This window comes from Verrucomicrobiia bacterium (assembly GCA_035946615.1).
Taxonomy (GTDB): domain Bacteria; phylum Verrucomicrobiota; class Verrucomicrobiia; order Limisphaerales; family UBA8199; genus DASYZB01.
This window is the reverse complement of the sequence record DASYZB010000143.1, coordinates 35,133-57,793: the sequence shown is the minus strand read 5'-3', so window position 1 is coordinate 57,793 and position 22,661 is coordinate 35,133. Positions and strand designations below refer to the sequence as shown.

The 22,661-nt window shown below is 58.2% G+C and carries 21 protein-coding genes; 14 read left to right on the top strand and 7 right to left on the bottom strand.

Annotated features, from left to right (window positions below; all coding sequences use genetic code 11):
- Positions 1-101: 101 nt before the first annotated feature.
- Together VG146_20955 and VG146_20950 are read right to left on the bottom strand one after the other, a co-directional pair.
- The gene (locus VG146_20955) at positions 102-926 is read right to left on the bottom strand and encodes a hypothetical protein (protein HEV2394828.1); all 825 of its coding nucleotides are present in this window, start codon (positions 924-926) and stop codon (positions 102-104) included.
- Between the two features lie 129 nt (positions 927-1,055).
- Positions 1,056-1,574 (bottom strand): GNAT family N-acetyltransferase, encoded by a 519-nt coding sequence (locus VG146_20950; GenBank protein HEV2394827.1) that lies wholly within the window; start codon positions 1,572-1,574, stop codon positions 1,056-1,058.
- A 224-nt stretch (positions 1,575-1,798) separates the two neighbouring features.
- On the opposite strand from VG146_20950, the gene VG146_20945 reads away from it, so the two are divergent.
- Positions 1,799-2,929, top strand: a complete 1,131-nt coding sequence (locus VG146_20945; protein ID HEV2394826.1) for a Gfo/Idh/MocA family oxidoreductase — start codon at positions 1,799-1,801, stop codon at positions 2,927-2,929.
- Between the two features lie 115 nt (positions 2,930-3,044).
- On the opposite strand, the gene VG146_20940 is transcribed toward VG146_20945, so the two are convergent.
- Both VG146_20940 and VG146_20935 read right to left on the bottom strand, forming a co-directional pair.
- Positions 3,045-4,007, bottom strand: coding sequence for an SCO family protein (locus VG146_20940; GenBank protein HEV2394825.1), 963 nt, complete (start codon positions 4,005-4,007; stop codon positions 3,045-3,047).
- A 23-nt stretch (positions 4,008-4,030) separates the two neighbouring features.
- On the bottom strand, positions 4,031-5,287 hold the full coding sequence (locus VG146_20935; GenBank protein HEV2394824.1) for a Glu/Leu/Phe/Val dehydrogenase: 1,257 nt from the start codon (positions 5,285-5,287) through the stop codon (positions 4,031-4,033).
- Positions 5,288-5,435: 148 nt separating this feature from the next.
- Between VG146_20935 and VG146_20930 the strand changes: the two genes are divergently transcribed.
- The 4 genes from VG146_20930 to VG146_20915 are packed head-to-tail and all read left to right on the top strand — an operon-like array spanning position 5,436 to position 9,066.
- A complete protein-coding gene (locus VG146_20930) occupies positions 5,436-6,197 on the top strand; it encodes a 7-carboxy-7-deazaguanine synthase (GenBank protein HEV2394823.1) in 762 nt (253 codons plus the stop codon).
- A gap of 2 nt (positions 6,198-6,199) precedes the next feature.
- Positions 6,200-7,591 (top strand): aspartate aminotransferase family protein, encoded by a 1,392-nt coding sequence (locus VG146_20925; protein HEV2394822.1) that lies wholly within the window; start codon positions 6,200-6,202, stop codon positions 7,589-7,591.
- 22 nt (positions 7,592-7,613) lie between these two features.
- Positions 7,614-8,537: an rRNA adenine dimethyltransferase family protein gene (locus tag VG146_20920; GenBank protein HEV2394821.1), complete on the top strand. Its 924-nt coding sequence runs from the start codon at positions 7,614-7,616 to the stop codon at positions 8,535-8,537.
- Between the two features lie 4 nt (positions 8,538-8,541).
- Positions 8,542-9,066, top strand: coding sequence for an NUDIX domain-containing protein (locus VG146_20915; protein HEV2394820.1), 525 nt, complete (start codon positions 8,542-8,544; stop codon positions 9,064-9,066).
- 262 nt (positions 9,067-9,328) lie between these two features.
- On the opposite strand, the gene VG146_20910 is transcribed toward VG146_20915, so the two are convergent.
- Entirely contained in the window at positions 9,329-10,126 is a 798-nt protein-coding gene (locus VG146_20910) for a DUF1080 domain-containing protein (protein HEV2394819.1), read from the bottom strand.
- A 79-nt stretch (positions 10,127-10,205) separates the two neighbouring features.
- On the opposite strand from VG146_20910, the gene VG146_20905 reads away from it, so the two are divergent.
- The 3 genes from VG146_20905 to htpX all read left to right on the top strand — a co-directional run bounded on the left by VG146_20905 (position 10,206) and on the right by htpX (position 12,664).
- Positions 10,206-10,508, top strand: coding sequence for a DUF167 domain-containing protein (locus VG146_20905; GenBank protein ID HEV2394818.1), 303 nt, complete (start codon positions 10,206-10,208; stop codon positions 10,506-10,508).
- A complete protein-coding gene (locus VG146_20900; protein ID HEV2394817.1) occupies positions 10,496-11,506 on the top strand; it encodes a sodium:calcium symporter in 1,011 nt (336 codons plus the stop codon). Before VG146_20905 ends, VG146_20900 begins: the two co-directional genes overlap by 13 nt.
- Before the next feature lie 240 nt (positions 11,507-11,746).
- A complete protein-coding gene (htpX, locus tag VG146_20895) occupies positions 11,747-12,664 on the top strand; it encodes a protease HtpX (GenBank protein HEV2394816.1) in 918 nt (305 codons plus the stop codon).
- Between the two features lie 2 nt (positions 12,665-12,666).
- Here htpX and VG146_20890 read toward each other — a convergent pair whose 3' ends face one another.
- On the bottom strand, positions 12,667-12,879 hold the full coding sequence (locus VG146_20890; protein ID HEV2394815.1) for a hypothetical protein: 213 nt from the start codon (positions 12,877-12,879) through the stop codon (positions 12,667-12,669).
- Positions 12,880-12,998: 119 nt separating this feature from the next.
- Between VG146_20890 and VG146_20885 the strand changes: the two genes are divergently transcribed.
- From VG146_20885 to VG146_20860, 6 genes are all read left to right on the top strand, one after another.
- Positions 12,999-13,268 (top strand): hypothetical protein, encoded by a 270-nt coding sequence (locus tag VG146_20885; GenBank protein HEV2394814.1) that lies wholly within the window; start codon positions 12,999-13,001, stop codon positions 13,266-13,268.
- A gap of 243 nt (positions 13,269-13,511) precedes the next feature.
- Positions 13,512-13,946 carry a hypothetical protein gene (locus tag VG146_20880; protein ID HEV2394813.1) on the top strand — a complete coding sequence of 145 codons (435 nt, stop codon included), beginning with the start codon at positions 13,512-13,514 and terminating at the stop codon, positions 13,944-13,946.
- A 141-nt stretch (positions 13,947-14,087) separates the two neighbouring features.
- Positions 14,088-15,467 (top strand): Gfo/Idh/MocA family oxidoreductase, encoded by a 1,380-nt coding sequence (locus tag VG146_20875; GenBank protein HEV2394812.1) that lies wholly within the window; start codon positions 14,088-14,090, stop codon positions 15,465-15,467.
- A gap of 240 nt (positions 15,468-15,707) precedes the next feature.
- Entirely contained in the window at positions 15,708-16,772 is a 1,065-nt protein-coding gene (locus VG146_20870; protein ID HEV2394811.1) for an FAD:protein FMN transferase, read from the top strand.
- 109 nt (positions 16,773-16,881) lie between these two features.
- Positions 16,882-17,739 (top strand): rhomboid family intramembrane serine protease, encoded by an 858-nt coding sequence (locus VG146_20865; protein HEV2394810.1) that lies wholly within the window; start codon positions 16,882-16,884, stop codon positions 17,737-17,739.
- A 129-nt stretch (positions 17,740-17,868) separates the two neighbouring features.
- On the top strand, positions 17,869-18,633 hold the full coding sequence (locus VG146_20860; protein ID HEV2394809.1) for a tetratricopeptide repeat protein: 765 nt from the start codon (positions 17,869-17,871) through the stop codon (positions 18,631-18,633).
- A gap of 9 nt (positions 18,634-18,642) precedes the next feature.
- Here VG146_20860 and VG146_20855 read toward each other — a convergent pair whose 3' ends face one another.
- Positions 18,643-22,407 carry a VCBS repeat-containing protein gene (locus tag VG146_20855; GenBank protein ID HEV2394808.1) on the bottom strand — a complete coding sequence of 1,255 codons (3,765 nt, stop codon included), beginning with the start codon at positions 22,405-22,407 and terminating at the stop codon, positions 18,643-18,645.
- Positions 22,408-22,661: the final 254 nt, after the last annotated feature.

Sequence of the window (22,661 nt, the reverse complement as noted above, 5' to 3'; positions counted from 1 at the left end):
ACGCACCCAGCCAACGCAATCTCTACCGTTGCGGAAAATGAGCTGAAATTCTTAAAGTCGACCCGCAGTAGGTTCTTCAGATCCTTCGGAAAACCGAAGGTTCACGCTCGAATTTTGTCGCTTGTGGGATGCCAGTGAATTGTCATAACGGCAATTCTGTCTCCGTCAAATTTGAAATCAGCATTCGGAGCGGTGGCCAATCCGGAATTTCGCGCGTCCCAAGCCTTGTTTACTGCGGATTGCTGCATTCCGGCCAACATCTTGCTGTGTCGCTTTCCCCCCTTGTCCCGATACTCCACCTGAAAGGGGCTTTCGATACCGAAACCGTAAAGGTAAAATCTGAAATCGCCGTAGTGAGTAATGCGGTAATCTTTCGCCGTGGCCGTGTTACCATCGCCGGTATAGGAAACTGTTCGGAAGTTATTCAGGAGCTTCCTCGCTGGTACGCCGTTGATCGAGAGAAGTTCGGCTCCTTCGAGCGGGCTCCCAGCATTCGCTAAATCTTGATAACCATAAAGCCGATCATCGACTATCCTGGTTACCATCGGAAAAAGAGGAAGAGTTGTTACCATCTGAGTTTGCACAGCTTTTGGAAAGAAAAGATAAGTATGGCCACATTTGATGTTTGCAACCACAGGGGCCGCCAATCGCCAAAATTCAAGGGCGGTCATTGGGTGATCAATTTTTTGATAAGCGCGATCAAACGTGCGATCCATTTCTGCTTTGCCGGTGTATCGGTAAATTCCCCCATGCGCTTCCTCCAGCGCGTGCCGCATGATCTGGAAATCCTCCTGAAGGAGTTTTACTGGAATGTTCTCATCGCGTGCCGAGCACGGTAACACAAGTCCGACTGCCAGCGCGATCATCGCGGTTATCCAAGGTGCGTTAGGTCGAGATTTCATCAGCAGATAGACACCGGTACACATCGCTTTTGTATATTCCGTAAATTATGCCGAGCGCAAAAATGAAAAAAGGTCGACTCCACAAGGTTTTGAAGAATCGCCCCGTATTCTTGCCATTATCAACTGCCACAGAAAATAAGCTCAATATCAATTTTACGCGCTGACGGGGTGAGCGGGGGTGTCCAGAATCAGTTGGTAAAAGGCCAGATCCAGCCAGCGGCCAAATTTGTATCCGGCCTGGCGTATGGTCCCGGCGTGCTGAAATCCGAGTTTCTCGTGGAGTTGGATGCTCACCGTGTTTTGCGAATCAATCCCGCCGATGAGCACGTGGTAATCCTGCGACCGAGCCGCTGAAATCAGCTCCTGCAGCAAACGTTTCCCAATGCCCTGTCCACGAAAACCGGCCGCGACATAGACCGAGTGTTCGACTGAATATTTGTACCCCGGCCAGGCGCGGAAGCTGCCGTAGGTGGCAAATCCCATCAACTCACCCGCCTGACCGACGGCGCCGATGACCGGGTAATTCCCTTTCCGCTTGGTCTCGAACCACGTTCCCATGAACTCCGGCGTTCGCGATTTATAATCGTATATCGAGGTCGAGTTGAGAATGGTCTCATTGAATATGTCAAGGATCTGAGCGGAATAGGACTGGTCACAGCGGGTAAGATTCATGTCAGCAGTTTCAGCAGCGTTCTGAACGGAGGTCGCCGATCCAACAAGCAGCGCAGGAAAATGTATTTGCGCCGATGCTACGGGCTGGAACCTAATCAGTCGGGGTGTGGTGTCAAGTTATTGTGAGCGGCCCAAAACGTCGGCTAAAGCAAACTTTTTAAACCGCAGAATCGCCGTTCTTGCTCTGAATAGCCAAAGCTGCTTGATTCGGCGTCAGGCTTACTATGGATAGACCATTGCTGCGCTGGGGCATTATGGGCACAGCCAACATTGCCCGAAAGAACTGGAAAGCGATCTGGAACTCGCAAAATGGCCGCGTGGCGGCTGTGGCCAGCCGTGATCCTCGGCGCAGCCAGGAGTTCATCCAGGAATGCCAGGCGTGCGCCCCATTCAATCCGCCTCCACGCGCGCTGGGCCGTTACGAGGAGTTGCTGGCCTCCAGCGATATCGACGCTGTTTATGTCCCGCTCCCGACTGGCATTCGCGCGGATTGGATCAAAAGAGCGGCTGAGGCTGGCAAACATGTCGTCTGCGAAAAGCCTTGCGCAGCCAATGTAGCGGAGTTGAGAGGGATGCTCGAAATTTGCCGGCGAAACCGAGTGCAATTCATGGACGGCGTGATGTTCATGCACAGCCGCCGCCTGGAACGCATCCGCGAACTGCTCGAAGACGGCAAGACCATCGGGCCCATCCGGCGGATTACCTCGGCGTTCAGCTTTCGGGGTTCGGAAGGTTTTTTTGAATCCAATATTCGTGCGCGAAGCGACCTGGAGCCCTACGGCTGCCTGGGCGACCTCGGCTGGTACTGCATCCGCTTTGCGCTCTGGGCCATGAACTGGAAACTCCCCGAACGCGTGACCGGCCACTGCCTTTCGGAGCTCAAGCACCAGGCCAGCCAGCCGCCTGTGCCAACCGAATTTTCAGCCGAGCTGTCTTTTGATGGCGGGGTCACCAGCGGGCTTTATTGTTCCTTTCTTACCGAAATCGAGCAGTGGGCCATTATCAGCGGCGAACATGGACACCTCAGTGTGCCGGACTTTGTCCTGCCTTTCTCCGGAACCGAATTAGGGTTTGAAACCGGAAACCCGATCCACCAGGCGCGCGGCTGCGATTTCGATGTGCAGCCGCACATCCGGCAATGGACGGTTAAAGAAGCAAGTCATAGCGACCCAACGGCGCAGGAAAGCAATCTGTTTCGGCATTTCACCGAACAAGTTCAGTCTGGGCGTCTTAACGACCTTTGGCCGGAGATGGCGTTGAAGACGCAGGCGGTGATGCAGGCCTGCCACGAATCGGCCCTCGGACAGGGAAGCGCTGTCAGGTTGGATGCGGCGACGGGGCGCATGACAAAGTAGCGCGTGGCTGCGAGGCCGCGGGTTGGGCGGCGCCATGCTGTCTAAAGACCGGGCGAGACGCTCGGTGAACTCGCCGGCGGGGACGCTATTTGGGCCTTGGCCCATTGGCGGCGACTCACTTCCCGGAAGCTTTTATCATTTCGTCCACCAGTTCATCGGCAGTCCAGGTGTTGCCGTTGAGAATTTTCTGCACGCGCCCTTTCGAGTCAATTACGGCGGTGCGCAGGTTATGGCTGATGCTGCCGGTCTCATCGTGCCAGAAGGCCATCCCGAATTGCTCCGTGATGGCGGTGATGTCCATAAGGCCGCCCGTTGCGAATGTCCAGCGGGCGGGATCAAACTTAAAGGCCTGGGCATAACGCCTGAGCACTTGCGGTGTATCATAAGCGGGGTCGAACGAAATCGTCAACAGATGCCAATTGGTTGGCCCATTTTGCAGTGCGAGAAGTTTCTGCTGCACCTCGCTGAAATCGGTTGCCATGCGAGGACAAAAGTTCGGGAATGGGCAGCGCGTAAAAAGAAACGTGATAGCCAGCGCCTGGCCGTCGAATTGCCGCGTGCTGAACGATTGGCCGAACTGGTTGGTGAAATGGCATTCGGGCAGCACATCACCGATTCCCAGCGGCTCAACATCCCGCGCCCTGCGAATTGAGGCCGCTGGGGGCAAGGCATTGGCATTGGGCGGCGCTAGCTTGCGGATTTGGTCAATCCAGCCTTCCGACTTTGTCACGACCAGCCGGAATGAAATCCTCTCGCCCGGCTCGAGCTCGGCCAGCAAGTTTGTGTCCTTTACATCGAAGGGCATCGTCATGGCCTGCATATAGCCGGGAATGGCTTCGTGTTTGATCTCGACCTGCTTGTCGAGCGGTTTGACTGCCAGAACGACTCCACGCGCCTCGAATGTTTGGCGGTTGGTGGTCTGTAAGGCTCCCGGCTGCGCCAAACTCGCCGGTTGGTTTTTATCGCAGGCAGTTACCAGGAGTGCCGCGAGCAGGAGTATTGAAAACAATCCTCCTGCGGGAGCGCGCCAGCGTTTTGGACTGCGGCAGTCCTCTGCCGCTTTAGGGTGTCCTTTCATTTTAACCATCCCGCGCGCGTTGTTTAAGGGAACAACCCTCGCATCCTCTTGGCTTCCTGGACGCGTTTGATCCCCAGGCTCAGGGCGGCCAGGCGCATGGACAGCTTTTGTTTGCGGCTCAGAGCCACGATTTGGGAGTAGGAGGTCTCCAGAATACGGAATAATTTGTCCACCACCTCCGTTTCACCCCAGAAAAAGCTTTGCAAATCCTGGACCCATTCGAAATACGACACGATGACGCCGCCCGCGTTGCACAAGACATCCGGGATAAGAAAGATTTCGTCGCGTTTCTGAAGGATTTGATCGGCCTCGGGCGTGGTGGGTCCATTGGCGGCTTCGGCCAATATACGGCATTGGATTTTACCTGCGTTGGCCTCGGTGATTTGCCGTTCGAGCGCCGCCGGCACCAGGATATCGCATCGCAGCACCAGCAATTGTTCGCTCGTTATCGGCTCAGCCTCCGGAAAGCCGGCGACCGTCCGGGTTTTGGCCACATGCTTTTCAAGCTCCCACAGGTTCAAGCCATTCGAGTTAAAGGCGCCGCCGAAAGCGTCGGTCACAGCGATAACTTTGACGCCGTAACGCGCCAGTGAAAGAGCGGCCACCGAACCCACATTGCCAAAGCCCTGCACGGCAGCGGTGGCTTTGCCGACATCCAATCCAATGGTGTCAGCCGCGCGGTTGACGAGATAGCCTACCCCGCGCCCGGTGGCCTCGCGCCGGCCCAGCGACCCACCCAATCCGACTGGTTTGCCCGTCACAATGCTCGGCATGGTGGCGCCCATGTGCATGGAATACGTGTCCATTATCCAGGCCATCACTTGCTCGTTGGTGCCCAGGTCTGGCGCCATCACATCCACCTGCGGCCCAATAAACGGGATCATCTCCTGCGTATAACGCCGCGTTAAACGCTCGAGTTCGTCTTTGGACATTTTGCCCGGGTCGCAGGCAATGCCGCCCTTGGCGCCGCCGTAGGGCAGCCCGGTTAAGGCGCACTTCCAGCTCATCCACATCGCCAGCGCCGCCACCTCCCCCAACCTCACGTCCGGATGGTAACGCAACCCGCCTTTGGTCGGCCCGAGCGTCAGATGATGCTGCACCCGGTAACCGGCAAACACCTCGGTGCGGCCATCGTCGCGATGAATCGGCAGGGCCACCACCATCGCCCGCTTGGGAAACTTCAGCCGCCCACGCTCCGATTCGGGGATTTGCAGATGGTCGGCAACCAAATCGAATTGCTGGCAGGCCATCCGGAAGGTCGGATGGTCGTAGATTTCCATGGTGTTGGGCATGATAGCTTTTTTGATTTCGGTTTCAAAAATAAGGGCGCAACCTGCGATTTGAACTCACGGCCATTGTTGCGCATTCCAGGCCCAAAATCAAAAATCAAAATTCAAAAACCCCTTTCTCTCCCTTACACTTCTTCCAGTGGCAGACACATTGATCGTCAATGAGATTTACCTGAGCTTGCAGGGGGAAAGCACCTTCGCGGGTTTGCCGTGCATTTTCATACGGCTCACCGCGTGCGACCTGCGCTGCTCGTATTGCGACACGGCCTACGCCTTCAAGGAAGGGCGGAAGATGGCCGTGACACAAATCCTCGCGGAGGTTCGCCGGGTAGCCCAGCCGTTGCGCTCTAAAGCGGGCGCTCGGGAGCCGGCCGGCGGTTTAGCGGTGGTCCCGCTGCCCCTGGTCGAACTTACGGGGGGTGAACCGCTCCTCCAGAAAAACTCGCTGCCGCTAATGAGCGGTCTCTGCGACGAGGGCTTCGTCGTCCTGCTCGAAACCAGCGGGGCGCATGACATTGCCCCAGTGGATAAACGGGTGCGCCGCATCATGGATTTGAAATGCCCCAGCAGCGGTGAGTCGGCGCGAAACCGCTTTGAGAACCTGCGCCACCTCCAAAACACCGACGAAATCAAATTCGTGATCGGCACGGTCGAGGATTATGAGTGGGCGAAAGAGAAAATTGCGGCGCACAAGCTCGATTCCATTTGCCCGCTGCTCATTTCGTGGGTGCATCCGCTGTCAGCGGAACAGAAAGAGAAGTCTTTGAAAGGAGTCCCAGCCGGCCAAACACTGATTTCGCGGCAAGACCTGGCGGAACGAATCATTGCCGATGCGCTGCCGGTACGGTTCCAAGCGCAACTGCATAAGGTCATTTGGCCTCCTGCCCAACGTGGGGTCTAAACATGACTCGAAAAGCCAAAATGGTGCTGGACCTGCTTCGGGCTTATGAATCGCGCAACATCACGTTCATCGAGTCCGACGGTTCCTGGCCGATTGTTTGGGAGCGGGCCAAGGGCGCGCACGTTTGGGACGCCCGCGGCAGGAAGTATCTGGATTTGACCGCGGCCTTCGGAGTGGCCGCCGCCGGGCACGCGAACCCGCGGGTGGTTAAAGCCGGGCGCGCGCAGATGGGTAAACTGTTGCACGCAATGGGAGATGCGCATCCCCATGCCCTCAAAGCCCGGCTCGCCCGCGAGTTGAGCCGCATCACGTTCGAGCGGTGGTCGCAGGATCCCGCGCGCAGGACAGCGGGAAGAGCTAAGAACGAAGCTACCCCCGGCACACCATCAGCCGCGCCCGGAGCCACTTCAGGCAAGACCATTTTCTGCAACTCGGGTTTTGAAGCCGTCGAGGCTGCCCTCAAGACGGCGTTGCTGGCGACCGGCAAGCCCGGCGTAATCGCCTTCACGGGCGCCTATCATGGGTTGGGTTATGGCGCCTTGAATGCCACGCATCGCGAGCATTTTCGCTCCCCCTTCAAGACCCAGCTCCGTGAGTTCGGTTTCTTTGTTCCTTTTCCCCGCGCGCAGGATGCCAATCCCGGCTTCGACGCTATCGAATCACAGATCGAACAATTATTCCGCCGCAATCAAATCGGCGCGTTCCTGGTCGAACCCGTCCAGGTCCGTGGCGGGGTGAATATTCCGCCGCCGGAATTTCTCCCGATGCTGCGGCGGCTTTGTGACAGGCATCGAGCGCTGCTGATCCTGGATGAGATTTACACTGGGTTTGGCCGGACGGGGAAGTGGTTTGCTTGCGAACATACCGGCGCGATTCCGGACCTGGTCTGCCTCGGCAAGGCCCTGACCGGCGGCTTCCCGCTTTCGGCTTGTGTCGGGCGCGCCGATTTGATGGATGCCGCGTGGCCGGCATCGAGCGGCGAGGCCATCCACACCAGCACCTTTCTGGGCCATCCCGTCGGCTGCGCGATGGCGCTGGCGCAGATTCAGGAAATCCAGCAGCGCCGCCTGGCAACGCGCGCGGCCAGGTTGGGCAAGGTATTGCTCTCGCGGCTCTCGGCGATTAAGTCCCCCTCGTCAGAAATGCATTTCGCCGCTCGCGGACTCGGCTTGCTGGCCGGCTTGGAATTGGCCCATCCCGATGGGCGTCCTGCGACCGGGCCCGCATTGAGTGCGCTCAAAGCGATGCTCGAGCGCGGTTTCATTTTGCTCCCCGAGGGCGAGCATGCCAACGTGCTCAGCTTTACGCCTCCGCTCATCATCTCGGAACAACAACTCGATGCCGCTTTGACCGCTCTGACGGATGTCCTGGCCAATCCAAGCGATCTCATGTGACTGCCAACTTCCGAGATACCAAATGAAGCTTTCTCAAATCCGACAGGTCCTCTCAGAAACCAATATTCAGCTCACCAAATCTCTGGGCCAAAATCTCCTGCACGATGCCAATCAGCTCCAGCGGATTATAGCAGCGGCCGAATTGAGGCCAACGGATCGAGTTTTGGAGATCGGTCCCGGACTCGGCCCTTTAACGGAGCTGCTTGTGGCCAAAAGCGGCGAGGTTTTGGCGATCGAAAAGGACGCGCGCCTGATTGAGTTTTTGCGGCAACGGTTCAACCTGCCTGAAGATTCTGCTCCGCCGCCAAACCCAACCGGCTCAGGGCAGGGAGCTGTTCCGCCGGATGCGACTGGGTGTTCCGGTCTGATGGGAGGGAGAGCGGCGGTCTTCCATTTGATTCATGATGACGCGCTGGAGTTCCTGCGACGCGAGCGGCGCGATTGGAGCGAGTGGAAGCTTGTGGCTAACCTCCCCTATTCGGTGGCTTCACCAATCCTGGTCGAGCTGGCCCAAAGCGAGCGCGGGCCGCAACGAATGGTCGTGACGCTGCAACTGGAAGTGGCCAGGCGCTTGATGGCACAGCCCGGCCAGAAAGACTACGGCGTTTTGACTCTCCTGGTCCAACTCGAGTACCAGCCCCTTCACTGGTTCAAAATCCCCACCAGTTGCTTTTTCCCTGAGCCGGAGGTTGATTCGGCCTGCGTCTCCCTGCATCGACGCAGCGAGTTCCAGCTCAGCCCTGCGCAACGTGCCCTCTTTGCCAGGATTGTTAAGCGCAGCTTCTCGCAAAGACGCAAGATGATGCTCAAGCGGCTGAAAACAGAATGGCCCGACGCCGAGCTCGACAGGGCCTTTACCGAGACTGGCATCTCGCCGCAAGCTCGGGCGGAAACCTTAAGCGTTGAACATTTTGTTCGACTCACCAAATGCCTCCCCACAGGCTGATCCCATGGCTGAGGAAATCTTTGACGTGGTCAACGAGCGCGACGAGGTTGTAGGGCAGCGGCCCCGGAGCGAAGTCCATCGCCTGGGATTGATGCATCGGGCTATTCATGTCCTGGTCTTCAATTCCAAGGGCCAGGTCTTCCTCCAAAAGCGTTCGCTCACAAAAGACCGCCAGCCTGGGCTTTGGGATTCCTCGGCCTCGGGCCACGTGGATACCGGCGAGACATATGACGCCTGCGCCGTGCGCGAGTTGCGCGAGGAACTCGGGCTCTCTCTCAGCGCCCCTCCGCTGCCCTTGTTTAAAATGGCTGCCTCACCCCAGACAGACCAGGAGCACGTCTGGGTTTACCGCTGCGAGGCCGAAGGTCCTTTCACCCTGCACCCCGAAGAAATCGAGCGGGGCGATTGGTTCAGCCCGCGCGAGGTCACAACCTGGATGGCCCGCTCTCCGGCGGATTTCGCCAGCGCCCTGCTGGTCATCTGGCCTCGGGCGAGCGCAGCGGTGGAACTACGACCACCTGCCGCATAATACGAATTGCAGTGGATTTTTGAATCTTGATTTTAGATTTTCGATTGTGGAAGGACAACCGATTACTCGGGTTTTACGGTGCGGAAGAACTTCAACGAGGAGAACTTATAACTGTCCGACAAGTCCTTCGGTTTCATCGCCCCCATGCAATTCCTCCCCTAATCGAAAATCTAAAATCAGACTTCAAAATCCATTTTTTCCCTGTCCGTGGTCTCTCGGAGGGACTCCCCTTTCTGAATCTGCGTTATCTGCGGTGTCCCCATCAAAACTCCTTTTTCGGCGGGTCGGCGGGGCCGGCGACGGTTCGGCATTTGATCTCACGCAAGGCCGACGAGGTCTGCCAGGAGGCAATGCCCATCGGCATTGACATCTCGATATCGCCGGGGCGCAGGTCGATTCTTTTGCCGGTTGTGCCCACATCAATGAGTTTCTTGTCATCAACCCAGCCCTCGATGCGGCCTTGAGTAACGCGCAGGCGAATGCGGTACCAGCGCTTGGATTCGAAGTTAACGAATTTGGTGGTGTCGTTTTCGGAGGCATCCATGCCGTCGAGGCTCGATATGCCCAACAGCGACCCTCCCCAACCCCCGACGATTAGGCTGCAAAAGGAATCCCCTACCGGAACGGTCAGGCCGCAAAAAAAGTCAGCGCCCATCGTGCGCATGGCATCCAGGGCGATTTCGTAGTTCATTTTGGGAAATGAATTGGTCCAATTGATTCCCGTAAACGGGTCGCCCATGTTCAAAACAATTAAGCCCGACCGGCATTCGACCTCGCCACGTCCGGCGAAGGCGGTCTGGCGCCACCCGGTCAGGGTCTCGCCGTCGAACATCGAGTGCCAGCCCTCACCCTCGAATGGCGCGGCAGGTTTGGCTGCGGCCTCCTTTAACTCGTCCTTCGCCGGCGGCGCAGGCGCGGGGTTGGGAGCCGCAGCGCCGGTTTGGGATGGTTCCGGGCCGGCTATAGCCGGCTGGGCAGGAGGACTTGCGGAATGCGAGGCGCAGGCGCTAAAGAAAAGTCCACAAAGAATCCAGATAGCCAGCCGGTTTGAATTGCTCATGTTCTGCTGAGGCTGTAGGTTAGGCCCCAACACGGCGCTCGGCGAGCAAACATTTTGCAGCAAGAATCCTTTCAACAGAATGACTGTGCCCAGCTTTCTTCGGGTTCAAACCGATGGCATCCTCTTGTCTATCAAACTGCAACCTCGGGCCGCGGCCAATCGGATTGGAGAGCCGCAGGGGGCGGAACTGCGCGTCCACGTGACGGCGCCGCCGGTGGATGCGGCGGCCAACCAGGCGCTCATCAAGCTGCTGGCTGAGGCCTTGGATTGCCCGCGCAACCGCATTGAACTGCTGCGCGGCCATACCTCGAGCCATAAGGTTGTGAAGTGTTACGGACTGCCCGCCGAAGCCGTTCTGGCGAAACTGGATTGGACTCGCTGATCAAATCACTCGAAGCAACCGGCGTCTGGGCGCCGTGGTGTTTCCTGCTGCTCTTCCTGGCCGGCTCGGTCCTGATGATCTGGCGCCTGGAAGCCATGAATGCCAGCGGCTTTGAAGGAACGGTTCTGGGGACCCTGGTGATGCCGTATTGCTCGGGGTTGGGCAATTTGATTTTCGCCTTTCTGCTGGCTGCCAAAGCCGGTTCAGGCCCGGAAGTCCTGACGAATTGCCTGGTCAACAACGTGACCAATCTAACCTTGCTGATCGGTGTGCCGACGATCATCTGGGGCATGAACCTCATGCCCGCTCCCCAGAAAAAAGAATCGAAGAAAAAGAAAAACAAGGCTCAACAGCAAATTCGCAAAATTAACCGCCTATCCCTCCTGCTGACGCTGGCGGCCGTGCTGTTCTTTACCGGGGCGGTCTGGGCCATGGCGCGGCACGGACACATCGACTTCGATGACGGCCTGGTTTTGATAGGACTTTTCCTGTTCTGGCAATGTTTCCATGTCTTCGATGTCCTCAAGAGCAATGTTCAGCAAAACAAATCCTTCACCTGGAGACTGCCGGTGGACCTGGTCCTGCTGGCAATCGGGGCTTACGCCATTTACGTCAGCACCGATTGGTTGGTGGACTGGATTTCAAATATCCATACCGGCTTCATCAGCGCGCGGCACCTGGGCTGGCTCAGCGGTTGGCTGATGGTGTTGCCCAACGGGCTCCTGGCTTTTTACTATGGCTGGCGGGGCAACCCCGAGGTGGTGTACACTTCGCAAGTCGGCGATGGCCACATCTGCATCCCGCTGTGCATCGGAATCTATGCCCTCTACCGTCCGATTCAAACGCCGGCTTTCTTCGAGACCGGCTTGATTATTCTGCTGGCCTCCGCCGTCCTGCATTTTGTGCTGATCGCTTTGTTGGGCCGTCTTCCGCGCCTGATGGGCTGGGCGTTAACAGCGGCCTATGGCGTCTTCCTTTATGAAGGGTTGCTGAAGTAGGGATGAGGCCGCGCGCCTGGGATTCCTCCCAGCGCTGCACGAGTAAAATGTCCGTCCTGCCTTGCCGCGCCGGTGTCCGCGCGGCCTCAATGTCTCTGCTCTTGCTCTTGCTCCCACCCGGCCCTCCGGGAGGGAAGCGGGCATTACAAAAATGTCATCCCGATGTAATGGGGCGGGGCATTGCAAAAGCCGGGTAAGTCGGTATGCTATTGCGAACGGCGTAGTCTATTAATTATGAAAATGGCTCAAATCGGGAAAAGAATATTCCTATTCGTCCTGGTGAACATCCTGGTGATGCTCACCATCACGGTGATTCTGGGTTTGCTTCGGGTGGGCAACTACTTCCCGCAAGGGCATCTGGCCGGTCTGGCGGTGCTATGCCTGGTTTGGGGTTTTGCCGGGGCGTTTATTTCGCTGGCTCTGTCGCGTGTGATGGCCAAGTGGATGATGGGTGTGCAGGTGATTCCCCCCGACACGAACGACCCGCGCCTGAGAGAACTGGTCGAGACGGTGCATGGCCTGGCCCGGGCTGCGGGGTTGCCCAAGCTGCCGGAGGTGGGGATTTATGAATCTAATGAGGTAAACGCTTTTGCCACCGGGCCAACCCGCTCGCGGGCGCTGGTGGCGGTATCGAGCGGCCTGCTCCAACGGATGGGTTCCAAGGATGTCGAGGGGGTCCTGGGGCATGAAATAACCCACGTCGCCAATGGCGACATGGTCACGATGACCCTGATTCAAGGGGTGATCAACGCGTTCGTCTTGTTCCTGGCGCGGGTTTTGGCATTTGTGGTGAGCCAGGCATTGCGCTCGCGCAATGAGCGCGATAGCGGGGGCGGCATTGTGGAATGGATGCTCATCATGCTGTTCCAAACCGTTTTCTCCATCCTGGGCATGATCGTGGTGTGCTGGTTCTCTCGCTGGCGCGAGTTCCGAGCCGACGCAGGCGGGGCGCGCCTGGCGGGCCGGGAAAACATGATTAATGCCCTGAAAACGCTGGCCCGGTTGAACGACCCGGCAGCCGTTGCTGCCGAAGCACAGCAGCATCCCTCATTTCAGGCGCTTAAGATTTCGGGTCCCCGCCGGGGGGTTCTGTCGCTATTTGCGTCGCACCCGCCCCTCGAGGAGCGCATCGCCCGCCTGGAACACGGCGCGTTCTAGCCTTATTTGCCGAACCCCACCACTCGCAGTGGAATCTCGAAAAAGGGCTCCTCGAATCGCACGAGGACCTCGACCGATGCGATGCGGCTTGCCCAGGCGGTGTCCAGGGCCCGGTCCGTTTTTTCGAAATCCACCGCCTCGGCGTCGTGCTCCGTCCATTTTTCGGGTCCGGCATAGAACAGGCCCGTCTGGGTATTGCGCAGGAGAATTCTCATGCAGTCATTTCATGATTGGCGCAGTTTAGTCCTTTTAATTTTCCTGGTTAGTAGGTGACTACTCCAAATCATGAAGGAAATGGACCCGGACCAGGTTCTCTGGCAATCTGCAGGGGAGCATGAAACGCAAAATTCTCGTCATCCTCTCAAATCGTTGGGACCGGAACCATCCGGCGCGATTCCTGGAGCTGGATTGTGATCCTGAGGGCAATATCCTCAAACAGCGCCGGTTGCGCAGCCTGCCACGCCAACCGCGCTACCATGAGGTCTGGGAGAATGATGAAGGACGAACAGAGTTCGCCTCGTGCTTCCGGTTCAAACGAAAATACGGTCACAAATTGCAAAAGGCCAAAGCCAAGACCCCTCGCGCAGAACAGCGCCGGAAGTAGCGCTAGCGTTTTGGACTGCGGTAGTCCTCTACCGCTTTTGGATGTCCGTTCATTCTGACCTCGCCCGCCCAATTCAATAACTCTGGGCGTAGCAGCGGAATATTACGCAAGGTGCGGCCAAAAGTGCCAGAGGGCTGGCGCAGTCCATGACGCTTCGCGCGGAACAGCGCTGGGAGTCCTCCAAAACGCTTCGCGCGGACCAAAGCCGCCTCGGCGGCGGAGATTTGTGCTATGTTGGGCCTGATGAAACAGGATGCAACACAGCGCAAGCCGGAGCCCGAGGGTGTGCGGCAGCGCCTCGAAACGCTGCGCGCCTCGTTGCTCAATCTTCACAAAGCCCTGGTCGATTCCGAGCGGGTGGACTACGAGAAAACGATGGGGAAGATACGTTCCCCCAGCCATTTTCTGCAACTCCTGACCACTGACCCTTGGTTCGCTTGGTTGAGTCCCCTGTCGCAACTGATCGTCTCGATTGATGAAGCCCTCGATCCAAAGGAGCACCTGACCATGGCCGGGGCTGAAGCTTTGGCCAACCAATCTCAACGTCTCCTGGTCCCCACAGAAACCGGAGAGGGCTTTTCAAAGCACTATTACGAGGCCCTCCAACGCGACCCGGATGTGGTCCTTGCCCACGGCGAGTTGGCCAGGCTTCGCAAAACGAAGAAGCCCGCTGCTTGAGGTTGTGATTTCAGCGTATTCCGCGGTTCAAAGAATTCTTTAGGCGGTTTTGGGGCGCGAATGCGCTATTGACCGCGAATTCCTTTTCATTAATCTTCGTCAAACCTGCGGTAACGTAAGGTATCAAAATAAAACTTCTTTATGGAAAAAGATGCAACCTCTGTGCCGGGCGGGCTGCCGCGCCGGGATTTTATCAAGAAAACAGCTACGGCCGCTGCGGCAGTTGCCGCCACCCCGTTGTTTCGAACGCCGGTTTATGGCCAGAACCAGGCGCCGTCGGCCAACGCAACCGGCGCCAATAACCGCATCGCGGTCGCTGTGGTGGGGGTCGGTTTTGGCATTGGCCAGAATCATCTGATTGGTATTCACGAGAAGAGCAACGAAAACAATACCGTTGTCGCGGCTGCCTGCGACGTCTTCAACAAGCGACGCAGTTTTGCAAAGGAAAAGGCCAACCTCAAAGATTCCGATCTTTACGATGACCACCGCAAGCTGCTCGAACGAAAAGACATTGACGCGGTGCTGATTGCCACCCATGACCCGTGGCACGCCCAGATCACCATTGATGCCCTGGAAGCCGGCAAGCACGTTTATTGCGAAAAACCCATGAGCCGGTACTTGGGCGAGGCATTCCGAGTGCATGACACGGTGAAAAAGACCGGAAAGATCTTCCAGGTGGGCAGCCAAGGCTGCTCGGCGGGCGGCTGGCACAAGTGCGCCGAGTTGATCAAGGGCGGCAAACTCGGGACGCTTGTCTGGTCGCAAGGTTATTATTGCCGCAACAGCGTGGGCGGCGAATGGAATTATCCGATCGAGATTGAATCCACGCCGGAGAACATCGAATGGGAGCGCTGGCTAGGGCCCAATATCAAGACCCGCTCGGCCTTCAGCGCGGAACATTTTCATCGCTGGCGCAAGTACTACCGATATTGCGCGGGGTTGCTGGGGGACCTGGTCCCTCACAAGCTCCATCCGCTGATGCTGGCTTCCGGCACCCCGGAGTTCCCGGTGCGCGTCAATGCGATTGGGACACATAATGTGCATAGTGATTTGGCTGTGCCGGGCCAACCGGAACGGGAAGTGGCCGAACACATCCAATTCCTGGCCGAGTTCCCCAGCGGGTATCTGATTACCATCACGACCAGCAGCGTGAACGCCAAGAGCCCTGGTTTTGTCATCTATACACACAAGGCGACGCTCAACATCGGCAGCAGCGGCGAACGCGTTGAACTCATTCCGGAGAAGGAATTCGCCGATGACATCGACCCGAACAACTTTGCCGGGCTGCAGCCCGAGGATATTCGCGTTCACGAGAAGAACTGGTTTGATTGCATCCGGTCCGGCCAACAGCCCAACGCCGACATCGACCTGGCCATCCGGGTCCAGACGGTCATTTCGCTGGCCGAGATGTCGGACCGGTTGAAGACGACCTGCATGTTCGACGAAAAGAGCCGCAAGGTCAAAGATGCCAGCGGCAAGGAATACGACCCTATCACTTACGGGACGCTGCCGCTTTCCTGAGCAAGGATTCAACGCAGAGACCCAAAGGTGCGGAGGCGCAACGCGGGGCTGGATTAGCCTCACACAAAAGGGGTTTTTCCTCCGCTGGGTGTAGCCGGCGTTCTTTGCCCCCGACGCCGGTGACTTTGTTACGGCTCTGTCCTTTCGGTTGTGGCTGTGCCGCGCCGCGATTCTGTCCGTTTGAGTGCGGAAACTCGTTGCGCCTGTGCTTCTTTGCGGCCTTGCGATAAGGATGCCTTTATGCCCACTGTCACTCTCGCGCGGCATGCCATGGCAACCCGATTTGAGCTTGTGTTACACGGGGACAACCCGGTGAGCTTACGGGCGGCTGGCGAAGAAGCCCTCGATGAAATCGACCGGCTGGAAGCCCAGCTTAGCCTTTATCGGCCCAGCAGCGAAATCGCCCGTCTCAATGCGCGCGCGGCGCGAGAAGTGGTGCGTGTAACACCCCCGCTCTTTCGCCTGCTCGAGCACGCCAGGCGATTGCACCAGGAAACCGGAGGCGCCTTTGACATCACTATTGCGCCTCTGGTGCGATGCTGGGGTTTTATGGGCGGGTCCGGCAGCTTGCCATCCCCAGGTCAAATTGCCGAGGCTCGTGCCAAGGTAGGCATGGGATTGGTCCTGCTGGACCCGGAGAATGTGACGGTCCGTTTCGCGCGCGAGGGCGTGATGATTGATCTGGGGGCGATAGGCAAGGGATATGCCATCCAGCGAGCCGCGGATGTGCTGCGCGAAACGGGCGTGACCAATGCCCTGATTCACGGGGGCACCAGCACCATCTACGCCTTGGGGCAACCACCCGGAGCCGATGCCTGGCAGGTGGCCATCGAACATCCAGCGAGCCGCGTGGCGCCTCAAGAATCTCCCGAAACCGGCTCTTGTGCGGTTCTAAGGCCCGCCTTCTCCCCAGACAGACCCCCATTATCGGCGGCTTTGTCCTCTGCCGAAAGTCCCCAACTGGGCGCGGCATCGCATTCGGAGTTATTTATCTCGATCTCACTCCGGGACGAGGCTCTGTCTGTCTCGGCTGTTTGGGGAAAATCTTTCCAAGCTGAAGGCAAGACCTACGGCCATATCCTCGACCCGCGCACCGGATGGCCGGCGGCCGGCGCGGTTTTGGCCGCCGTTGCCTGCGTTTCGGCAACCGAGACCGACGCCCTCTCGACGGCCCTGCTGACCCTCGGCCAGGAGGGGCATCAGCATGTTGGCGGGCTGCGGCCAGGGATGCGCACGCTGGTGGCTTCTGAAACCAAAGATGGATTTTCCCTTCAAACCCTGGGAACCGGCTGGAGGAACACGTAATAAATGTGCCGAAAGCCTGTTCAATCGCTGTCGGGTCAAAAGCCAGTTTGAAAAATCTTTGCTCCGCGACTAGGTTAAGCCAGTCAATATGTTAGAGGACCGCTATTATATGCGCCAGTCGCCGTTCGATGCGAGACGGTCGATTACGGTGTTGCTGCTGATGGTGAACGTGGCTGTTTTCGTGCTCCAGTTGGCCTTGCAGCAATTTACGAGTTTCCCCGTTAATGACTACTTTGCTCTGAGCCTGGACGGACTGAAGCATGGGTATGTGTGGCAGTTGATCACCTACGAATTCATGCACGTCGGCGTGCTTCACCTGCTGTTCAATTGCTGGGCTATTTATGTTTTCGGGCAGGAGGTCGAAGAGGCCCTGGGGCGCAAAGCTTTTGTGGCGCTTTATTTTTCCAGCGGGATCATAGGCGGTCTGGTGCAAACGCTTGCGGGCCTGTTCCTGGGGCGCTGGTTTGCCGCGCCGGTTTTGGGGGCATCCGCTGCGGCTTTTGGGCTGGTGGCCGCCTTCGCCCTGCTTTTTCCCGACCGTGTCATTTTGCTGTTCTTCATTATTCCGATTCGAGCAAAGTACCTCCTGGTGCTCTGCGGGGTGCTGGTGGTCATTGGGCTGCTGAGCCCGGAAAACAGCACCACCGGGGTGCATATTGCGGACGCAGCCCACCTGGGCGGCATGCTGACCGGCCTCGCGTTTGTTCGCTACGCCATGCATTGGAATTTCCACTGGCCACGCCTGCGGCGCGTGGGAACACAAACCCCGCGCCGGCTGGTGAAGGTTGGGTCGAGTTCCAGCGGGCGCTGGAGCCGCAGCAAAACCGAAGAAGAATTGCCGCGCGACGAATTTCTGAGCAAAGAAGTCGATCCGATTCTCGATAAAATCTCCGCCCATGGCATTCAAAGCCTGACTGAGCGCGAGCGGGGCATCCTGGAAGCCGCCCGGGAAAAAATCCGGCGCTAACACTGCTAATGGCAGAACAATTCAGTGGGTAAGCTCAAATCCGCGCAGCTCAAGAGCAGATTGCAAACAAAGCAACCTGGATTCTGTCCCAGCGGATTGTGGTGGCTTCTGGTTACGGAGGGGGTTTTGGTGTTAGCATTGGTTGCGTTGCGCCACAGGGGAGGGCCGGCGGAAGGGACTCACTTTACAACGGCGCCCAATGGTCCCGCATTGCACCCCGGCACAATGACCCAAAATGCCGTTCAGCCGCGCGCGGCGCCCGGCCCCCGCCCGAAGCCGTTGCCTAAAGAGGCTGCTGACCAACTGATCAACGAGGGAACAACGCTTTTGAAGCAGGGAGACGCCGATGCAGCCGTGGTTAAGCTTCAACAAGCCGTGAAGCTCAACCCCAACGATGAAGATGCCCATTACGACCTGGGTTTGGCCCTGGCCAGGAAAGGCGAGCGCGCAGCAGCAGAGCGGGAATACGCCGAGGCGCTGAAGATTTATCCCGATTACGCCGAAGCGCACAATAACCTGGGGAATCTGCTCCTGGCAGATGGGAAACTGGACGATGCAATCACACATTTCCGGGCGGCGCTCCAAATCGATCCCGAGGACCCCATGGCTTACAATAATCTTGGGCACGCTTTGGCGCGGCAGCACAAAACGGATGAGGCCATAGCCGCTTTTGCCGACGCGATCCGCCTCAAGCCCGATTACGTGGAAGCCCACTACAATCTAGGCGCGGCCCGCCTGAGCCAGCAAGACTTGGATGGCGCTGTCAGCGAGTTTGAGGCCACGCTGCGCCTGAAACCGGATTTTGAACCCGCCTCGAGATTACTGGCGAAAGCAAAACAGGCGCGCGCTCAGGCGAGGACTCAGCCGCCCTTGGAACCTTTCTCCAACCAGTAATGCTCGATACTAGCGATTAGTTCTCAGAGTCCCTTTATCATCCACCCGAATCTCTGTTGCCCCCGCCGGTATTGGGCTTGTTGTTGTTCTGCCGCCAGGCCAGCGAATCCAGATTTGGCTGGGCGTCTCCGGTGTTGCCATCACTTGTGTCACGCTATCCTGTGACCAGAATCCACTGCCGGCATGCACCTCGCGGGCTGGGCCCATCCTCGAGTTGAACTGCAGCCGCATCACTGCCCCAATGCCTGCCCTGTTGCCCTCCCGACCATCGAGGCGCACACGCAACCCTGGCCTGGCGCCTCGATTATGGTAGAGCTTTGTCTCCCCGCCGTTCTGGGTCACCACCAGGTCCAGGCGCCCATCCCCGTCGTAATCGGCCACAGCGCATCCGCGCTGTTCACCATATACCCGAATCCCGCTATCCTGGCCGGCGACGGGTGAAAATCCGCCCCGCCCATCCCCGCGCAACAACAGTCCTCGCCCGGCGTCCAAGCGGGCATCCTCTGGCCGCACGGCGAAGTAATTCTGGCTTACAAATAAGTCTTCATGCCCGTCGCCATCGAGGTCTCCAACGGCTAAACCCATTGCAGGCGACCATTGAACTTCAGCAGGCAGCAGTTTGACTTCGAATTTATCGCCTCGATTCAACAGCAGGATGGACCCCAGAAACTCGGCTTTGAGAACGCGCGCCCGGGGCATAAGGTCGCCCAGGATGTCATTTAAGGAAGCCTGTGAGTACGCGGCGTGTGTGGGGAAGCGAGCGCGCAACCAGGGCAGGTCCTTTTCCATAAAAAGCATGTCCCGCCACGGGACCACCTGGTTCAAGGCCGCATCGTGGTTGGCCTCGATCAAATGCACCACGCCATCCTGGTTGAAATCGCCATAATAAAGGTACCAGGGACCAGGGGCGACCTGTTGATAGGAACTGTTAAGACCCCAATTCCCAATGACCAGGTCCATCCGGCCATCACCGTCGAAGTCGCCGCTGGCCACGCAAGTCCACAATCCCGGGAGGTCGCTGAGCTTCGATGCCCTTGAAGCAAACCCGGATATTCCCTTGGCGCTCGACGGAGCTTGAATTAGTGGAATGTCCCAAGGCCGGAACTGGCCGCGATCATTACGGAATACGCGAATCGGTCCCCACTCACACGACAAAACCAGGTCCGGAAAGCCGTCACCCTCCAAGTCACTGAATACGGCGCCGGTCACCAATCCGGCTTTGGCGAGAAGCGCGTCGGTGGGGCTATCCGGCTTCCACTGACCGTCTTTGTTGATAAACAGATGCGAGTCGGCAGGCTCGGGGTAGCGCCCCGGCTCCAACCTCCCCCCAACAAACAACGCCAGGGAACCGTTGCCAAAAGCATCAGCTAAAGCAAGCGGCCCAGTGCTGGCGCCAAGACCCGCGAGGCAAGTCTCGTTCGTCACGGCGCGTCCGGCAAAGTTAAAGCGCAGCACGGAGGGGCCATTGGTTTGCTCGCGCTCGTAATTAGCAAGCCCGACCAACAAGGTGGTTTGGCCGGATTTGAGAACACCGCCCACTATCCCGGCGGAGTCATCCGCAAGGCCGCTGGGCAATCCGTTCTCAACTCGCCTCCAGCGGCCTTGACCTTCATTCAGGTAGATTCCTAATGGTGTGCCGCGCCCGCCGCCGATGACCAAATCATCCCGGCCATCGCCATCGAGATCGACCCAGGCGACGCCCGGTCCGAGCTGGCTTAAGCGCCGGGGCAGTAGCAATTGACGGCTGAAATCGTCAAAAGGCGGGTCGGTATGTCGGTGTCCAAGCGCGGGGCTTACATCTTCAAAAAGGCTAATGATTTGTTGAACTGTTGCGGGCGCGGGCGCGGCAGGGACGGTCGTCTCATCGATTTCATAGAGATAGTTGGCCTTGATTCCCCGGACAACGCTTTGCTTGCCGCTGCGCCAGGTGATTTCGAGTGTCATGGACCCATTGCCGTTGCCGGCGGCAAACGTCCGTAACGGGGCATCCCCTGCAAGGAACCGGCTCCCGCAAGTCATCTCCTGCGACTGGACCGGCACCGCGCCGCCAAGCAGCTTGATGCGCGCTCCAATTCCGCGGGTGTTTGGCGCACGGCCTTTCAGGCGCACCGCGATTCGCGGGGCCGAGCAATTATTCCGATAAACCAGGGCCTGGCCGCGCAAACAGTTCACCACCACATCCAGGTCTCCATCATTATCCAAATCCGCCAAACCGATGCTCTGAGAAACCTGTGTAGAATCAAAACCCCAGGCCTGGCCGCGCTCCTCGAACGTGAAATCACCCCGGTTATGGAAGGCGACATTCGGGATGAAAAGGTGGGGAAAAAGCGAGAGCAGGGTTCGTCCGTCGTTGCGCTGAGCCGAGGTTAAGGCCTTGGAGCGCTCGATAGCATCCAGGTCCTGGGTGTCATAGTAATGCCCGTTGCCGACCAGAATATCCGGATAGCCATCGAGATCGACATCAAGAAAAGCGGTGCACCAGGACCAGTCGGAGGCCGCTACGCCGGCATAATTGGCAATGTCGGCATAGGAACCGTCGCCGCGATTTACAAAAAGGAAATTGCGCCGCACCTGGGGCCGGTCCCAGGCCGCTTCGCGAGTATAGGCGGGCGGGGGGCTCATGGGTTGCAGCTCGCGCATGCGCAGGGAGTGATAGCGGCTGAGCATGTCCGTCACGAAGAAGTCATCCAGGCCGTCGCCATTGATATCGGCGAAATCGACCGCCATCGAGAAATTAGGGATGCTGCGCAGCGCCTCGCGGGCAATGGCTCGGAAACCACCGTGGCCGTCGCCGAGCCATAGGCGGTCCGGGTCCTGGAAATCGTTGCAAACATAAATATCCGGCCTGCCGTCCTGGTTAATGTCGCGGATGACAGCCGTGAAGCTTAGGTCCCGAGGCGCTTGCTGGAGGGGCGCGCCGGTTTCATCTTTGAACGTGCCGTCGGTCCACGACTTCTTCTGGAAGCGCCCATGACCATCATTCAAATAAAATGCACCCGGCTCGCCGTACTCGACGAGCTTGCCATTGATAATCTTGAGCCGGTTGCGGTAGCGTCCGATGACCTGCTCCTTTCCGTCCACCATCCGGGTGGTGATCTTAAGGCCGCTGCGCATCGTGTTCTCACCGTAATTAGCCACATACAAATCGAGGTAGCCGTCGCCGTTGACGTCGCCCAAGGCCATGGACATGCTCCCGGTATTGTCCGCCAGTTCAGTGGCGCGCGCGTCATGGAAATGGCCGGCCCCGTCATTGAGAAACAGACGGGTGCCTTTCCCGGAATACGTTACCAACAGGTCCAGGTATCCGTCCCCGTTCACATCGGAAAAAACCGCGCCGCGCGCCAGGAGGTTGGTATTGGCCAAGCCGGCTGCTTCGGTCACGTCCTCAAATTTCCAGCCGCCCAGGTTGCGATAGAGCCGGCTGCTGCCGTCGAGGTTGCACAGGAAGATGTCGCACCAGCCATCGCCATCGTAATCGCCCAAAGCCAGACCGGAACCATTCAAGAGATTCTGGTTGGCGTTTTCGTCTGCAGACGATAGCTCATTTGTGAACAGGATGCCGGTGCTGGCGCCCGGCATCAGTGTGAAACCCGGTTTGCCGCCAGCAGGCACGGTTAATGGCCAGCATTTCACGCCAGGCGCCGGCTCTTGCGCGACGCCAGCGCCGGCAGGTGCGCCGCGCGCGCCAAGCGCCGGCAAAAGCGTCAGCAGCAAAGCCAGGCACATCATCCCTGCCAACTCTCGCCAACCCGTCAACAGGCGGCGAAGATGCATTCCCTCTCGGTTTGGGAATGTCTCTCGACGTGCGGTCCATCGCATGGCGTTACTCCGCTCGGCTTGCTGACTGCTCAATCCATCCGATTGGAGCAAAACCCCGAATCGGGTGACAAGCTCAAATCGCGTCGCCGATCCCGACCGAGCGCGGGTGGATTACGGCGCGCCGCAGGATGCGCTGGGATTATTGGAATTTAACTTTCTATCTGCGTTCATCCGCGTTCATCTGCGGTTTTAACGCGATCTTCAAACGA

What these genes read in the sequence shown, in the direction of transcription:
- VG146_20955 (HEV2394828.1), bottom strand. Translation starts at nt 926, where the DNA reads ATGTGTACCGGTGTCTATCTGCTGATGAAATCTCGACCTAACGCACCT.
- VG146_20880 (HEV2394813.1), top strand. Translation starts at nt 13,512, where the DNA reads ATGAAACAGGATGCAACACAGCGCAAGCCGGAGCCCGAGGGTGTGCGG.
- htpX (HEV2394816.1), top strand. Translation starts at nt 11,747, where the DNA reads ATGGCTCAAATCGGGAAAAGAATATTCCTATTCGTCCTGGTGAACATC.
- VG146_20885 (HEV2394814.1), top strand. Translation starts at nt 12,999, where the DNA reads ATGAAACGCAAAATTCTCGTCATCCTCTCAAATCGTTGGGACCGGAAC.
- VG146_20870 (HEV2394811.1), top strand. Translation starts at nt 15,708, where the DNA reads ATGCCCACTGTCACTCTCGCGCGGCATGCCATGGCAACCCGATTTGAG.
- VG146_20865 (HEV2394810.1), top strand. Translation starts at nt 16,882, where the DNA reads ATGCGCCAGTCGCCGTTCGATGCGAGACGGTCGATTACGGTGTTGCTG.
- VG146_20915 (HEV2394820.1), top strand. Translation starts at nt 8,542, where the DNA reads ATGGCTGAGGAAATCTTTGACGTGGTCAACGAGCGCGACGAGGTTGTA.
- VG146_20875 (HEV2394812.1), top strand. Translation starts at nt 14,088, where the DNA reads ATGGAAAAAGATGCAACCTCTGTGCCGGGCGGGCTGCCGCGCCGGGAT.
- VG146_20950 (HEV2394827.1), bottom strand. Translation starts at nt 1,574, where the DNA reads ATGAATCTTACCCGCTGTGACCAGTCCTATTCCGCTCAGATCCTTGAC.
- VG146_20855 (HEV2394808.1), bottom strand. Translation starts at nt 22,407, where the DNA reads ATGCATCTTCGCCGCCTGTTGACGGGTTGGCGAGAGTTGGCAGGGATG.
- VG146_20920 (HEV2394821.1), top strand. Translation starts at nt 7,614, where the DNA reads ATGAAGCTTTCTCAAATCCGACAGGTCCTCTCAGAAACCAATATTCAG.
- VG146_20935 (HEV2394824.1), bottom strand. Translation starts at nt 5,287, where the DNA reads ATGGAAATCTACGACCATCCGACCTTCCGGATGGCCTGCCAGCAATTC.
- VG146_20940 (HEV2394825.1), bottom strand. Translation starts at nt 4,007, where the DNA reads ATGAAAGGACACCCTAAAGCGGCAGAGGACTGCCGCAGTCCAAAACGC.
- VG146_20910 (HEV2394819.1), bottom strand. Translation starts at nt 10,126, where the DNA reads ATGAGCAATTCAAACCGGCTGGCTATCTGGATTCTTTGTGGACTTTTC.
- VG146_20905 (HEV2394818.1), top strand. Translation starts at nt 10,206, where the DNA reads ATGACTGTGCCCAGCTTTCTTCGGGTTCAAACCGATGGCATCCTCTTG.
- VG146_20925 (HEV2394822.1), top strand. Translation starts at nt 6,200, where the DNA reads ATGACTCGAAAAGCCAAAATGGTGCTGGACCTGCTTCGGGCTTATGAA.
- VG146_20945 (HEV2394826.1), top strand. Translation starts at nt 1,799, where the DNA reads ATGGATAGACCATTGCTGCGCTGGGGCATTATGGGCACAGCCAACATT.
- VG146_20890 (HEV2394815.1), bottom strand. Translation starts at nt 12,879, where the DNA reads ATGAGAATTCTCCTGCGCAATACCCAGACGGGCCTGTTCTATGCCGGA.